The following is a 15,386-nucleotide window of genomic DNA, read 5'->3' as shown; positions in this document are numbered from 1 at the left end:
GGTTAGTCGTCTGCCCTTGGCTGGCGCGCTCGGTCGCGGTCGGCGTGGGTGCGTGCCTGGGCTTTCCAACGCGGTTCGGTGGGCCGCTCAGGATCGACCGGCCAGCCTTCCCGCTGGGCGCTGCGATCGCCCTCGCCTGCTTCGGTCTGGTCGTGCCAGAGGGCAACGCGGGTTTCGTAGGGCATATCGATATGGGCTGCGTCGAGCGCCTGCTTGATTGCCCGCACCGCCTGGGCACGCACGCGCACCACGTCCGCCCGACGGCTGTCAGTCCACCAGCGGGCCCGAATGGTCACCCAGCTGGCGGCCAGATCCCAGGTGAACGCTTCGGGCGCCGGCTCGGCCTGAATCTCGTCGACTCCGGCCAGCGCCTCGCGAATGAGTTCGCAGGCCTTGTCCATATCGTCGCCGTAACCGATGCCGATATCGTACTGGCTACGCCGCTTGGCATGGGCGGTCTTGACCAGCACCGCGTTGGTATAGATATCGCTGTTGGGCATCACCACGTTCTGGCCGTCGTAGGTGCGGATGATCGTGGCACGCGTTTCGATGCGTTCCACCGTGCCCTCGTAGCCGTTGATCTCGATCTGATCGTTGATGTTGAACGGCTGGCGCAAAAGGATGAGCAGGCCCGCCAACCAGTTCTGCAGAATGTCCTTGAAGGCGAAACCGATCGCGATCGAGCTCACGCCCAGGCCTGCAATGAGATCGCCCGGGTGCAGCGTAGGCATGACGATAGTGGCCGACAACATGAAGCCGATCACCAACGTCGTCCACTTCAAGAAGCCACCCAACACCTCGCCCAGATTCTCGCGCGAGCGACGTACGCCCTGTCGTACCACCAGGCGCCGTGCAACCGAGGCCAGCACCATGAACAGCAGGAACACGATGACCGCGACCACGACATTCGGCAGCAACCGTATCGCCCCGTCGAGCCAGGTATCGAGCCGCTCCACGAGCATGCCGGGATCAATATCCAGCGTCTGCGGCTGATCGTTCGAGGAAACTTCGGGCATTGCCATAGGCGACTCGGTTGAAAAACAAGGAAAGGCGACAAGAACGGACGCGACCCAGTGCGTCCGCGCTCGCCGTATAGATAACAGAACGGGCCGGACAGCCCCATACGACGCGTGGACCCGCGTATACCCGCTGCATGGGATTGCGTCATCGACGCCCGCAGCCGAGCGTATCCGTGGATCGATCGCACGGCCATTAAGCCCGGCTGGCTAGCACAAACGGTTTGGGTTGCCGTTCGGATGCAGACAGCACCGGCGCGAGGGCACAACGCCCCGCATAGGCCGGTCATTACGCAGCGGCCACATTGCTCTCCCCGCAATTTATAACGTCCGTCTCGTTTCCAACAGCGCGCTATAAATTCGCCCGAAACTTGCCAACTATCGCGTTTTGAAGATATGAGCGGCGTTCAAATTTCATGCTCGACGCGCAACCGGAAGCGGCCACCCGCTGTGTTCAACTACGCAGCAACAATATCCGCATCCCCTACCCGGATCTGGCAGATATACGCAGACAGACTGGCCTTTGATTATCTGCTTTATTAACGTGCGTGGGGCGTCGCCGCCTGCCTTGCCGTTCGGGCGGAAATACCAGACCCGAGCCGGTTGTTTCCGGAATAGCGCCGACGCCGCGTAAACGTGATCATCAGCGTATCCGCAGGCGCGAAAGCGGGCCTGGCGTCTAGCGCTCGTTTTGACACGCCCACGCCGGGTCCATAGGCTCGGTCGGCTAACACCCGCGACTACCGCATCTTGAGCCCATGCCCGAAGGCGTGTGGATCGGTGCCGTCGCGGCCATCTGTTTTATTGGGGAAAGCATGGATAAGAGCGAACGGGTCGACGAGCTCGAAGAGCGCTATGATTTCGATTACGAGATAGGTGAAGACAATATCCACCCCTGGGGGCTGGAACTGCACAACCCGGTCTTCATCTGGAGTGCCTTGCTGATACTGGTCTTCGTGATCGGCTCGATGATCTATCCCGATATCGCCAAGAGCGGGCTTTCCGGGGCCAAAAACTGGGTCATCAACAGCTTCGACTGGCTCTTTCTCAGCGCCGGTAACGTCTTCGTTCTGTTCGCGCTGGTATTGATCGTTCTTCCGCACGGACGCATCCGGCTGGGCGGCGAAGACGCCGTACCATCTTTTTCGCGTTTGTCCTGGTTCGCGATGCTTTTCGCGGCCGGCATGGGCATCGGGCTGATGTTCTGGAGCGTGGCCGAACCGGTCGGCTACTTCACGGAATGGTCCGGCACGCCGCTTAATACACCCGGCGGCGATCAGGCCTCCAAGACGGCCGCCATGGGTGCTGTGATGTACCACTGGGCGCTGCACCCGTGGGCGATCTACGGCGTGGTCGCACTTTCGCTGGCATTCTTCGCCTATAACAAGGATATGCCGCTGTCGATCCGCTCGACCTTCTATCCGCTGTTCGGCGAGCGCGTCTGGGGCACCCTGGGCGACGTCATCGACACGCTGGCCGTCGTGGCCACCATCTTCGGGCTGGCCACGTCGCTGGGCTTTGGTGCCCAACAGGCCGCCGGCGGCATTGAGTTCCTTTTCGATATTCCGGCCAACCTGCCGCTGGAGATCGGCATCGTCGCCGGCGTGACCGCGGTCGCGCTGGTATCGGTCATCCGCGGTATCGACGGCGGCGTGAAACTGCTCAGCAATATCAATATGGGCCTGGCGGGCCTGCTGTTGCTGTTCGTCATCGTCGCCGGCTCGATCGTTGCGTTCGCCGGCAACCTGCTCACGACCTATACCGGCTACGGCGAGTATCTGCTGCCGCTGAGCAACCCGTTCGGCCGCGACGACGAAACCTTCTACCACTCCTGGACGATCTTCTACTGGGCCTGGTGGATATCCTGGTCGCCGTTCGTGGGCATGTTCATCGCCCGCGTCTCGCGTGGTCGTACCGTGCGCGAATTTCTCACCGCCGTACTGATCGTGCCCACCGTGGTCACCGGCATCTGGATGAGCGCATTCGGCGGCGTTGGCGTGGACCAGGCCCTGAACGGCGTCGGCTCGCTGGCCGGCGGTATTCAGGACTCCTCGCTCACCCTGTTCCGCATGCTCGAGAACCTGCCGCTCACCAGCATCACCTCGTTCCTGGCGATCGTGCTGGTCCTGGTGTTCTTCGTCACCTCGTCCGACTCCGGCTCGCTGGTCATCGACACGATCACCGCCGGCGGCAAGACCGAAGCGCCCACCTCGCAGCGCGTCTTCTGGTGCGCCGCCGAAGGCTTCATCGCCGCCGCGCTGCTGATGGTCGGCGGCGCCGACGCCCTGAGCGCACTCCAGTCCGCAGCCGTGACAACCGGCCTGCCCTTCACGCTGATCCTGCTGCTGATGTGCTATTCGGTCCTCAAGGGCCTGCACCACGAGTACAAGTTGCTCAAGCTCAAGGACGCGGAAACGGCTACCGGCTGAGCATTGCGCGCCAAGCTGGCATAAAGGCCGGGGCAGGTGCCTAGCGCATCTGCCCCGTTTTTTGTGCGACGCGCTGTGCTCGGAAGCAACAGGATCAGACGGATCTGACGCTTATATCCTTGCGCGCCAACGAGATGAGTATACTGTCCCTGGATTCTGGTGAGATAGAGCGTTGGATTTGGCATGCGATATTGTCGCTGCCGTAGCCGGGCCGGACTACCGCTTCAAGCCGCTGAAGGGGCTTAACTTAGCGCCACTCTGGTCTGTCCCCATTGTTCGGATATTTTTGTTCTAGCCTCAGTTTCGCAGTGGCCAATCGGGCGGTATCAAAGCCCTGCCTGAGTTACGCGTCCACCGTTCACGCGTAGCGGCCACGTAGCGAGCATCGTCCTCGAAGTAGGCATGTTCGATCAACAGCACTTGCAGATCAGTGCGCCGGCCAACTTCCTCGAAGAGGAAATCGATATGACGCCGCATTGCCTTGATATCCTCGTCCTCCTCGCCACCCGAGACTGTCTTTTCATCCTCATTGGGCGATTGCGCGGGAAAGTACGGACGGCTGAGCTGGTCGAGCACCAGAACGCCCGGCACCGGTGCGGTGACCTCTTCAAAATAGCGCTGTAGGCCAAACGCGATCGCGATGTGGATGGCGAGGTAGTTTTGATCCGACCCGACATCAGGCAGGCGCAGCATCGAGCCTCGGCTACCGGCCTCGATCACGCGGACCTCGGGCTCCTTGGAGGAGAAGTAGAGCTCCGAGCCCACGCAGGGCGCCACTGTGGGAAGAAAAGATAGCGCCTCCGAGGCATATAGTGAGACTTTACCTTCTGCACGCTTGAGGCGAATTTCTTTGCTCTCACGATCTACCTGAGCTTCTAACTGCTGGATCTCATTGCGGAGCACCGTCAGATCGGTACCCGGCTTCCTAGGATGTTCTTCGCTTGTTTGCAGAAAAAAGGAGATCTTGCCCTGAAGATGAGCCCGAGCCTGGGCGATAGTAGCAAGGCGCCGAGATTCATCCGTCTGACGAAGCCAGCTCGCTATGCTTGCATCTATCTCACGGAGGCTTCTATTGAGGTCACTGATCTCGGCGGCAAGCGCTTCATCATGCTCGATCAGCTGCGGACGTACGCGCTCTACCGCCAAGCTTTCATCTCTAACTTTGGCCAACGTTTGCGCTAGCGCCGCAGCCGTCTCGCGTCCCCGTTCGGATGGGGAATCGCACAGCGGACAAACTTGCTCGCCATCGCCGAGCTTTAGGTGCTCCGCCAGCGCCAACTTATCCCGCTGCCTAGTGACGGCATGTTCGAATCCAGTGGCGTCTGCGAGCGCGGCCCGCGCTGCCTGACTCTCGCGACGCGCCTTCCCTAGATCCGCCAATACATTTCTACGGCGGGCATGGAGCGCGCCAAGCTCGCCTTCGTTCGGATAGGTATTAGGATCAATGTCCGCCTGGACAACCTCCTTCAGTTGCTCGAGCAATTCGTCTTCGGTCGCGGCGCCGGATGGCGCTTCTGCAAGGGAAAACCGATTTGCTTCGGTAAGCAATCCGATGGCGCGATGCTTGAGAGCAGTGTCTTCCGCTTGCCGCCTACGCTCCCGGCCCTCCTCTATCGCGAGGGCTCGCTGCAGTTGGCGAAGCTTACGCTCGGCCATCGCGCTTCTCTCATCTGTCGCACGCAAAAAGTAGGGCATCGTTGCAACAATGTCCTTCGCCTTATCTTGCTGCTCCAAGCCATGCAGCAAGACCGACTCGCTGTCGATGACCTCCTTTGTCACAAAGAGATAAGGCGTGACATGACGTACGCTCGTGCGGCCTTTTGTGTCTCCCGAAGCATCCAAAGGATGACCGAGATCACCAATGCCAAAAGCCTTCTGAATAAAGTTCTTGGCTGCGTCGAGAGTGGTAGCCCCGTCGAAGTCATCAAGCTTTGAAGGCACGCCAAGGTTTTTTCCCGCAGTTGCGAACATCCGCGTGCTAGTAGCCTGGCCATCGGGAGGGATATGACGGCCGATGATCATTTCTTGCTCGGCCGCGACCCATTTCACACCAACAGCAATGGCATGCCTTCGGATGTGAACAGGCAGCTCACATTTGCTGGACCCGAGGCAATAGTCGATTGCCTTAATCACCGCCGACTTTCCAGTTCCTGACGCGCCAGTGATGATGTTGACTTCGCCAGGCGTGAAAGAGATGTTCTGCTGGCGCCCCGCCATGCCAAGAAAAAAAACATTGGCGATGTTCCAGCGATTCATACCGTCAGTCCCAGAATTCCAAAGATGTTGCGTGTCGATCCCGCCGTTGCGAGCCAGGCCCCCAGTCGCCCTGCTCGCCGGATCACGCCCGCCGAACTCGTGTCGAGGCGACCCACTGCTGCCGCCTTCACTCTCTTGGTCCCCGGCCTGAGGCGGCCATCCACTCCTAGGATGAATATCTGCGTTGAGCAACCATAGCGCACAGCGGGGGTAACGATATGGAGGCTTGCATTGACGCGCTCGCCAAACCCAAGCGACATTTGCGGCGTGCGTTCCAGCCACTCCAGGAGACCGGTTCTCTTGTTGGTACCTTTAAAGGAGCCAGCAAGGTCTTCTGACAGGGCAATGGGCAGGGCGATGTAGGCGAGCGGCATCTCAGGGCCGATCTCGTTTACCTGGACATAAGCGTTTATAAATGCCGCTAGTGCATAGACGCAGAATGCCGGATTGGTTTCGGCGTATAGGTCATGTGCGAGGGTCATTCGCCGTCCTTAAGGAGCTTTTTATAGTTTGGATGCCAACCGACCTGAAGGTCGATCGCTAGCACCTGATAGCTTCCACGCACATAGTAGGAGGCGCCGAACCCTTCTTGTATGGGCCGGATGGCCATCGGCGCCTCGTTATGGCTCCAGCGCAAAAGATCCAGGCCCGACTTGCGCTTCACTCCCTCCTCTACAGTCTCGCACTCCTCCACCATCTGATCATGCTTATCGGACCAGTGCTCGGTCAGAACCGCGTCGTAACCGCTAATCATGGTGGCCAGAGCAGGATTTTCCGTGACCCAACGGGCGCGCTGCGCTCGAGCGCGCCACTCTTCCCGGATCGCCTTGTTAATGTCGGTATTGCTGCCATTCACGAGGGCAATCTGGCGCGTGAGCATACCGTCGGGCTGATATTCGAGTGGCTTATCCACCGTTTCGAAGTCTGCTGACAATTTGCCTTGTTCCAGATCGCTGACAATCTCGCTGATCTGCGCTTGCAGTTCGGGCCGCGTGATGAGGCGCTCGCGCTTGCCGCACAGGCTGCACACAATCTGTCGATCCCACCATTCGATCAACTTTCTAGCAACCTGCGCTCGTTGTTCCACAGGCAGCAGTTTCAGCTGGGCTGAAATATGATCCTCAATCTGCGAGACAGTTGGACTCTCGATTTCCAGGGTTACCCGGCGTAGCAGGTTCAATCTTGTGGCATCGGGGCATGAAAGAAATGCCTCACAACCATCTTTGCGGTCGGCATAGGGAAGCCGGTACTTCCCGGCCGACTTGGCTGCTGCACGCGCCGCGACCACGCGGCGGGCTTCCAAAGCCATAGCGCTGACCAGCGCCTCACGGTTACTATCCGGCACGGCGAGCGCCGCAAGTGGATCTTGGTCTACGACGCCGCCCACAGTCACAAGTCGAAAGCTTGTCTCCGGCAGATTCACCTTCGGAAGCAGATCGATCCACACCTTGATCGTGCGCCAGAGAGAGCTGGATTTGATCCCAACCGAGGAAGGCTTAGCCGCGACCGAATGCTTCAATTGATAGTAGAGCCCCTGGCCATTCGCGGAGAGCTGAATATCGTCAAGAAGCTCAATACCGACAGCAGCATCATCAGAACTCTGTTCCAGCAATATGAGCAACGCATAAAGCGACTGATACCAAAAACCTAACGCAGGCCCTTCAGCGGAGTGACTCGTATTGTCGGGATCTTCCATGAAATACTCGTTCGGGACCAGATTTTGCGTTGTGCGAGTGAGACGATCTCGAACAATTTCTCTTAGTACTCTCACGACGACCTGCTGACACCTTTCTACCCAAACACGCAGCGAGCCTCAAGCACGACTCGCCCGTGGAACAAACGGCCATAAAAAAAAGCCGCTGCAAAAAGAGCGGCTTTTTCAAACTTACCGATTAGTAGCACCCTACTCCCACTCAATCGTCCCCGGCGGCTTCCCTGTCACGTCGTAGACCACCCGCGAAATCCCGCTCACCTCGTTCACGATCCGCGATGAAACATGTTCCAAAAGTTCGTAGGGCAGGTGCGCCCAGCGGGCGGTCATGAAGTCGATGGTTTCGACGGCGCGCAGGGCGATGACGTGTTCGTAGCGGCGGCCGTCGCCGGTCACGCCGACGCTCGAGACCGGCAGGTAGACAGCGAATGCCTGGCTGACCTTGTCGTACCAGCCGGATTCGCGCAGTTCGTGGATGAAGATGGCGTCCGCCTTACGGAGCTTGTCGGCGTATTCCTTTTTCACTTCGCCAAGGATGCGCACGCCCAGGCCCGGGCCGGGGAACGGGTGGCGCATGAGCATGTCGCGCGGCAGGCCGAGGGCCAGACCCAGCTCACGGACTTCGTCCTTGAACAGTTCGCGTAGCGGCTCGACGAGGCCGAGCTTCATGTCTTCCGGCAGCCCGCCGACGTTGTGGTGGCTCTTGATGACATGGGCCTTGCCCGTGGCGGAGCCGGCGGATTCGATGACGTCCGGGTAGATAGTGCCCTGAGCGAGCCAGTCGATATTCGTGAGTTCGGCAGCGTGGGCATCGAAGACTTCGATGAAGGTGTTGCCGATGATCTTGCGTTTGGCCTCCGGGTCCGCCTCGCCTTCGAGCTTGTCCAGGAACTGGCTTTCGGCGTCTGCCCGGATGACGTTCAGGCCCATATGCTCGGCGAAGGTGGCCATGACTTCGTCGCCTTCGTTGAGGCGCAGCAGGCCGTTGTCGACGAACACGCAGATGAGGTTCTTGCCGATCGCTTCATGGATGAGCGCGGCGGTCACGGAGCTGTCCACCCCGCCGGACAGGCCGAGCAGCACGCGTTGGTCTCCCACCTGTTCGCGAATGCGCTCGACCAGATCTTCGATGATGTGTTCGCTGGTCCAGAGTTCGCCGCAGCCGCAGATGTCGTGCACGAAGCGCGAGAGGATGCGCTTGCCCTGGGCGGTGTGGGTGACTTCCGGGTGGAACTGGATGCCGTAGTAGCCGCGGTCTTCGTCGGCCATGCCGGCCAGCGGCGCGCCGTCCGTGGTGGCGATCACCTTGAAGCCGTCGGGCAGCGCCTTCACGCGGTCACCGTGGCTCATCCAGACGTCGAGCAGGCCGTGGCCTTCGTCGTTGACGTGGTCCTGAATGTCCGTGAACAGCCTGGAGTGGCCGCGAGCGCGTACGCGCGCATAGCCGAATTCCTTCACCTCGGAGGTTTCCACCTCGCCGCCGAGCTGGGCGGCCATGGTCTGCATGCCGTAGCAGATGCCCAGCACCGGCACGCCCAGTTCCCATACCGCGGCCGGCGCGCGCGGGCCGTCCTCGGCCGTGGCGGACTCCGGCCCGCCGGACATAATCACGCCGTTGGGGTTGAAGTCGCGCACGTGGTGATCGGCCACGTCCCAGGCATAGATTTCGCAGTAGACGTTGGCCTCGCGCACACGGCGGGCGATGAGCTGGGTGTACTGACTGCCGAAGTCGAGGATGAGGATCTTCTCGGCGTGGATATCCTGGGTCATGCGCGGTATCGGGCTCGGCTGATGGGCGGAGGTACAGTAGACGCTGATATAGCGAACGCTCATCTAGCGGACGCTTACATAGCGCGCAGGATACCGAATCGCCGCCCGCTCGGCAGCGCTCGCGCGCCTGCATGGCCGCCGGCTAGAATGACAGCCTGATGACAGGCGGCTTGTGGGCGACGCCTTCGCTGCATGGCCCGACATTCGTGCACCATCGCGCAGCAAGCCGCGCGATCCGACCACGGCATCCGACCACGGCACGCGACGATAAACGCGCGCTGCAAGCGGCCCGCCTGCCCACCATTCAAGACAAGCCTACGAAACGATCCATGGCCGACTCCGATTCATCCATCGCCGGCGCCCGCGGGCGCAACGGTTTCGATTACCGAGCCTTTCTGCGTTTTGCCATTCCATCGCTGCTGGGCGTACTGGCGTTCCTCACGCCGATAGTCGACGACGGCCAAATCACCATCGGCCTGGCCATTCTGTCGAACGCGCTGGCGGCGCTGCTGGACGGCTGGCTTGGCCCTATCGCGGGCGTGGTGCTGAGCGTGTCGGCCGTGTTGACGCTGGCCACCAGCCTCACCCGCACCGCGCCCGAAAAGCCGGGGCTGTTCGACCAGCTGTTCAACGTAGGCATCGGCTATGTCCTGCTCCGGCTGGTGGGCGCGGTATTTGCGCTGATGACCCTGTTCGGCATGGGCCCGGAATTCGTGATCAGCGAAAACACGGGCCAGGTGGTGCTGTTCGACGTGATCGCAGCCCTTGTGGCGTTCTTTTTCTTTGCCTCCTTCCTGCTGCCGCTGCTGACGGACTTCGGCGGCATGGAATTCGTGGGCACCCTGCTGCATCGCTTCTTTCGCAAGGTGTTCGGCCTGCCCGGCCGGTCGGCCGTGGATGCGACGGCCTCCTGGCTGGGCGATGGCACGGTGGGCGTAATCATCACCTCGCGCCAGTACGAAAACGGCTACTACTCGGCACGGGAATCGGCGGTGATTGCGACGAACTTCTCGATCGTCTCCATCACCTTTGCGCTGCTGGTGGCCAACTTCACCGAAATCGGCCACCTGTTCATTCCCTTCTATCTTACGGTGACGGCCGCCGGGCTTATCGCCGCGGTGATCGTGCCGCGCCTGCCGCCGCTGTCGCGCAAGCCGGACAGCTACTGGCCGGCCGAAGGCCGCCAGGCGCCGGTCGACAAACCGCGCGAACTGTCGCTGTTCCGCTGGGGACTGAACAGCGCCATGCAGCGGGCCGCCCATGCCCCGGGGCCGACCCGGCTTCTGCGCGACGGGGCCACCACCTATGCAGAAATCCTGTTCGGCCTGCTGCCGCTGATCATGGCGATCGGTACCACCGGTATCGCCATCGCCGAATACACGCCCATCTTCAACTGGCTGACGGCCCCGCTCGTGCCCGTGCTGGAAGCCATGCAGGTGCCGGAAGCCGCCAAGGCCGCGCCCGCCCTGCTGGCCGGCTTTGCCGACATGTTCCTGCCCTCCATTCTGGCCAGCTCTATCGAAAGCGAGTTCACCCGTTTCGTGATCGCCGCGCTCTCGGTCACGCAGCTGATTTATATGTCTGAAGTGGGCGCGGTGATTCTCAAATCGAAAGTGCCGCTCAACATCTTCGAGCTGGGCGCGATCTTTCTGATCCGCACCGTGGTGACGTTCCCGATTATCGTCGCGATCGCGCACTTGCTGGTGTTCTAGGCACGGTCGGCGAAGCCTGCGCCAAGCCGGCCTCGGTTGCAGCTCGACCCCACGCCGTGACGGGCCGTCGATCCAAGCCGAGCGGCGGTCGATCGCTCGCCCGGCTCAGTACGGGGCCATCCCATGCTTTGACAAAATCCGTTCGCTTCGGCCTTATGATGCCCGAGGGCTTCTTTTGCAAAGGTTGCCATGCGGTTTCGACGCGCTTTTCCTGCCGCGGTGGCCCACGGCTGGGGCAGGCCATGAACACCAACGCCCGATGCGATGAACAGCCACCCCGCTGGCTCACCGGGCCGGCGCGGCGGCACACCCGCTTTGGCGAAACGCCGGCCTTTCATGAAGGCCTGTATGCGCTCGGCCGCCACTGCCATGCGTGGATGGTGCCGAACGGTTCCTGGGGCGAAACCAACACCGGGCTGGTGGTATGCGGCAACCAGACCGTGCTTATCGATACCTGCTGGGACGTACGCACCACCCAGGCCATGCTCGACGGCGCGGCCGATCTGCTCGGCAACGCGCCCATCGAGCACGTGATCAACAGCCATGCCGACGGCGATCACTGGTGGGGGAATCAGCTGCTGGCGGGTCGCCATATCATCGCCAGCGATGCATGTATCGCCCAGATGGACGAACTCAAGCCAAACAGCCTGCGTGCCCTGTCCACGGCCAGCCGCGGCCTTGAATTCGTGCCGGGCCTGGGGCCGTTTTCCCGCTACATGCGCGGCATGTTCGCGCCCTACGATTTTGCCGATGTACGGCTGACCTACCCCAACGACTCGTTTAGCGGCACGCATACCCTGGACGTGAACGGGGTCACCCTCGAGCTGATCGAACTCGGCCCGGCCCATACCGAAGGCGACTGTGCGGTGTTCGTTCCAGACGAGCGCGTGGTGTATGCGGCCGACGTGCTGTTCGTGGGCGCCACGCCGCTGGCCTGGGCGGGGCCGATCGCCAACGTGGTGGACGCACTCGAACGCCTGCTGGCACTCGAGGCCGATGTGTTCGTGCCGGGCCACGGGGCCATCGCCGGCCACGCCGACATACAGCAGACCCTCGATTACTGGGATTTCATCCAGACCGCGCTACACGCGGAAAAAACGCGCGGTCGCCCGCCGACACAGGCAGCGCACGCCGTGGCACAAAGCGCGGCCTTCAAGCGCCAGCCGTTCGCGGCCTGGGACTCGCCCGAGCGTATCGTCACCAACGCCTTCACGCTGTATCGGGATTGGGGCGTATCGCTACGCGATCTGCCCGAACCACTGGGCCGGCTGGATATCCTGCGCCGCCAGGCCGACCTGGCCCGTGCCATGCCGGGCGCCTGCCCGGCCTGCATGCACGGCGCCATGAAGGCGGCGACACGAAAGCCGTGACGCCGCCTGCCGGATTCTAGTCCACGCGGTAGTTGGGTGCTTCCTTGACGATATGCACGTCGTGGACGTGCGATTCCTTCACGCCGGCCGCAGTGATCTGCACGAAGTTCGGCTGGGTGCGCATTTCGCTGATGTTGTGGCAGCCGGTATAGCCCATGGCGGCACGCAGGCCACCGATGAGCTGGTGCACGATGCCGCCCACCGGGCCCTTGTAGGGCACCCGGCCTTCGATGCCTTCCGGCACGAGCTTCTGGATTTCTTCGGAGGGGTCCTGGAAGTAGCGGTCGGCCGAGCCGGAATCGCCGCTCATGGCGCCCAGCGAGCCCATGCCGCGATAGGCCTTGTAGGAGCGTCCCTGATACAGCTCGATATCGCCCGGCGCTTCTTCGGTGCCGGCAAACATGCCGCCGATCATCACCGCATAGGCGCCCGCGGCAATGGCCTTGGCCACATCGCCGGAGTAGCGAATACCGCCATCGGCAATCAGCGGCACGTCGGTGCCTTCCAGCGCCGCGGCCACGTTGGCCACCGCCGAAATCTGCGGCACGCCGATACCGGCCACGATACGGGTGGTGCAGATCGAGCCCGGGCCGATGCCCACCTTCACGGCGTCCACGCCGGCTTCGACCAGCGCCTTGGCGCCTTCTGCCGTGCCGACGTTGCCGCCGATGATCTGCAGATCGCCAAAGCGCTGCTTGAGCTGGCGCACGGTATCGAGCACGCCGGAGGAATGGCCGTGGGCGGTATCCACCACCACCACGTCGACGCCGGCTTCGGCCAGGGCCTGAACACGGGCGAAGGTTTCCGGGCCGGGGCCGACGGCCGCGCCCACGCGCAGGCTGCCGTGCGCGTCCTTGCAGGCGTTGGGGAAGTCGGAGGACTTCTGGATGTCCTTGACCGTGATCATGCCGCGCAGCTCGAAGTCGTCGTTGACGACCAGAACCTTCTCGATGCGGTGCTGGTGGAACAGCCCCAGGATTTCGTCGCGGTCGGCGCCTTCGCGCACGGTGACGAGTTTTTCCTTGGGCGTCATCACGCTGGTGACCGGGGCGTCGAAACGGGTTTCGAAGCGCAGATCGCGGCTGGTGACGATGCCTACCGGCACGCCCTTGTCGACCACCGGCACGCCGGAGATGCGGCTGCGGCGGGTGAGTTCCAGCACCTCACGGATAGTGGCATCGGGGCCGGTGGTGATGGGGTCGGAGATCACCCCGGATTCATATTTCTTGACCGTGCGTACGTGCTGCGCCTGCATTTCCGGCGGCATCGATTTGTGGATGATGCCGATACCGCCTTCCTGCGCCAGCGCGATTGCCAGCCCGGCCTCGGTGACCGTATCCATCGCCGCCGAAATCAGGGGCAGATTCAGCGTGATGTTGCGGGTCAGGCGCGTGGACAGGTCGACGTGGCGCGGCAGTACGTCGGAGTAGGCGGGCTGGAGCAGGACGTCGTCGAACGTCAGGGCTTGCTCGCTGATTCTCAGGGTCATAGGCTCGCCGGCAGTGGGCGGCTTTACGTGACCCGTATCGCCGCCGCAAAGACCGCGGATTATAAAGCAACATCTGCGCCTTTCATATAAGCCGACGTCGATGCGATCGTGGCCGAATCGTGCCGACGCCCGCCGTGCCGGGGTTGGCCACAGGTACAGCGATCGTTGTACCGTCACGTTGAATTGCCCACGAGGAACCCGCGCCGCGCGGCGCGGTCCATGCCCCAACCCGGATCACCGATATTTCATGAGCCGTACCGCCTCCGATTCGCGCATTGTGTTCAGCGTCAGCGAGCTGAATGCCTCGGTACGCCAGCTTCTCGAACACAGCTACGGGCTGCTCTGGGTCGAGGGCGAGATATCCAACCTCGCCCGTCCACGATCGGGGCATATGTATTTCAGCCTCAAGGACGGCGATGCCCAGGTGCGCGCGGCGCTGTTTCGCGGCAAGGCACGCCTGATGCGTACGCCGCTGGCCGACGGCGATCAGGTACGCGTACGTGCCCGGGTGAGCCTGTATGCCGCGCGCGGCGATTATCAGCTCATCGTCGAGCACGTCGAGCCCGCCGGCGACGGCGCACTACGGCGGGCCTTCGAGCAGCTCAAGGCCAAACTCGACGCCGAGGGCCTGTTTGCCGCAGAGCGCAAGCGTGCCCTGCCCGCGGCCCCGGCCCGCATCGGCGTGATCACCTCGGCCACGGGCGCGGCCATTCGCGACGTGCTCAGCGTGGTTTCGCGGCGTTTTCCGCTGGGCGCGGTACGCGTCTATCCGGTGCCAGTCCAGGGCGATGCCGCGCCGCCGGCCATCGTGAAAGCGCTCGCGCGCGCCAGCGAACGCGCCGACTGCGATGTGTTGCTGCTGGTGCGTGGCGGCGGCTCGCTCGAGGATTTATGGGCGTTCAACGACGAAAACGTCGCCCGTGCCATCGTTGCCAGCCGCATCCCCGTGGTGTCGGGCGTCGGCCACGAAGTCGACGTGACCATCGCCGATTTCGCCGCCGACGTACGTGCTGCCACGCCCTCGGCCGCGGCCGAACTGGTCTGTCCGGATCTGGGCGCGCGCGCACAGGCGCTGCCGCGGCTGGCCGAGCAGCTCAATCGACGCATGGCCCAGCGCCTGCACCACGCCCGACAGCAGCTGGCCGGACTCGACGCGCGCCTGGCGCGCCAGCACCCACGGCGCCGCCTGGAAGTGCCCATGCAGCGCCTCGACGTGGCCGAACAGCGCCTGCACCGCGCGCTGCGCCAGCACATCGAGCAGGCCCGGCTACGCCTTTCAACGCTCACGCGGCGCCTGCATCTTGCCTCGCCGCAGCGCCAGCTCACAGCACAGCAGAGTGCGCACGATGCGCGTGCAAGACGCCTGGGCCAGGCCATGCGCAGGCGCCTGGAGCAGGCCGATAGACGGCTCGCCAATGCCGGGCGTGGCCTGCATGCCGTGAGCCCGCTGCAAACGCTCGAACGCGGGTATGCTATCGCCCGCGATGACCATAACCATGTCGTTCGTTCGGCCGATACAGTCAATGCGGGCGATTCGATCCAGGTGGTTCTGGCCCGTGGTCGGCTGGATTGCGAGGTCCGCGAAATTCATACCGACTCGGGCGCGGGTATTACCTGAGTCATGCCGCAGTGT

The 15,386-nt window shown here is 62.5% G+C and carries 10 protein-coding genes; 4 read left to right on the top strand and 6 right to left on the bottom strand.

All coding sequences use genetic code 11. The annotated features are described in order from the left end of the window. Positions 1 to 2: 2 nt before the first annotated feature. Positions 3 to 1,022, bottom strand: a complete 1,020-nt coding sequence (locus tag ABNU97_RS01305; RefSeq protein WP_348764938.1) for a mechanosensitive ion channel family protein — start codon at positions 1,020 to 1,022, stop codon at positions 3 to 5. Between the two features lie 809 nt (positions 1,023 to 1,831). Between ABNU97_RS01305 and ABNU97_RS01300 the strand changes: the two genes are divergently transcribed. Then, positions 1,832 to 3,445: a BCCT family transporter gene (locus tag ABNU97_RS01300; protein ID WP_348764937.1), complete on the top strand. Its 1,614-nt coding sequence runs from the start codon at positions 1,832 to 1,834 to the stop codon at positions 3,443 to 3,445. 297 nt (positions 3,446 to 3,742) lie between these two features. On the opposite strand, the gene ABNU97_RS01295 is transcribed toward ABNU97_RS01300, so the two are convergent. The 4 genes from ABNU97_RS01295 to guaA all read right to left on the bottom strand — a co-directional run bounded on the left by ABNU97_RS01295 (position 3,743) and on the right by guaA (position 9,182). Further along, positions 3,743 to 5,701, bottom strand: coding sequence for a DUF3732 domain-containing protein (locus ABNU97_RS01295; RefSeq protein WP_348764936.1), 1,959 nt, complete (start codon positions 5,699 to 5,701; stop codon positions 3,743 to 3,745). After that, positions 5,698 to 6,183: a three component ABC system middle component gene (locus tag ABNU97_RS01290; protein WP_348764935.1), complete on the bottom strand. Its 486-nt coding sequence runs from the start codon at positions 6,181 to 6,183 to the stop codon at positions 5,698 to 5,700. Before ABNU97_RS01290 ends, ABNU97_RS01295 begins: the two co-directional genes overlap by 4 nt. After that, positions 6,180 to 7,397, bottom strand: coding sequence for an ABC-three component system protein (locus ABNU97_RS01285; RefSeq protein WP_348764934.1), 1,218 nt, complete (start codon positions 7,395 to 7,397; stop codon positions 6,180 to 6,182). The genes ABNU97_RS01290 and ABNU97_RS01285 overlap by 4 nt, the downstream gene beginning before the upstream one ends. A 207-nt stretch (positions 7,398 to 7,604) precedes the next feature. Continuing rightward, complete coding sequence (guaA, locus tag ABNU97_RS01280; RefSeq protein ID WP_348764958.1) at positions 7,605 to 9,182, bottom strand: glutamine-hydrolyzing GMP synthase; 1,578 nt, start codon at positions 9,180 to 9,182, stop codon at positions 7,605 to 7,607. 329 nt (positions 9,183 to 9,511) lie between these two features. On the opposite strand from guaA, the gene ABNU97_RS01275 reads away from it, so the two are divergent. Both ABNU97_RS01275 and ABNU97_RS01270 read left to right on the top strand, forming a co-directional pair. Continuing rightward, positions 9,512 to 10,894 carry a YjiH family protein gene (locus ABNU97_RS01275; protein ID WP_348764933.1) on the top strand — a complete coding sequence of 461 codons (1,383 nt, stop codon included), beginning with the start codon at positions 9,512 to 9,514 and terminating at the stop codon, positions 10,892 to 10,894. 242 nt (positions 10,895 to 11,136) lie between these two features. Next, positions 11,137 to 12,264 (top strand): MBL fold metallo-hydrolase, encoded by a 1,128-nt coding sequence (locus tag ABNU97_RS01270; RefSeq protein WP_348764932.1) that lies wholly within the window; start codon positions 11,137 to 11,139, stop codon positions 12,262 to 12,264. Positions 12,265 to 12,280: 16 nt separating this feature from the next. On the opposite strand, the gene guaB is transcribed toward ABNU97_RS01270, so the two are convergent. Then, the gene (gene guaB, locus ABNU97_RS01265) at positions 12,281 to 13,747 is read right to left on the bottom strand and encodes an IMP dehydrogenase (protein WP_348764957.1); all 1,467 of its coding nucleotides are present in this window, start codon (positions 13,745 to 13,747) and stop codon (positions 12,281 to 12,283) included. A 253-nt stretch (positions 13,748 to 14,000) separates the two neighbouring features. Between guaB and xseA the strand changes: the two genes are divergently transcribed. Further along, positions 14,001 to 15,371 (top strand): exodeoxyribonuclease VII large subunit, encoded by a 1,371-nt coding sequence (xseA, locus tag ABNU97_RS01260; RefSeq protein ID WP_348764931.1) that lies wholly within the window; start codon positions 14,001 to 14,003, stop codon positions 15,369 to 15,371. The last annotated feature ends 15 nt before the right edge of the window (positions 15,372 to 15,386 follow it).

Origin of the sequence: uncultured Salinisphaera sp. (assembly GCF_964012375.1) — a bacterium.
Taxonomy (GTDB): domain Bacteria; phylum Pseudomonadota; class Gammaproteobacteria; order Nevskiales; family Salinisphaeraceae; genus Salinisphaera.
Note: the sequence above shows the minus strand (reverse complement) of the source record. Positions and strands in the feature narration are given on the sequence as shown.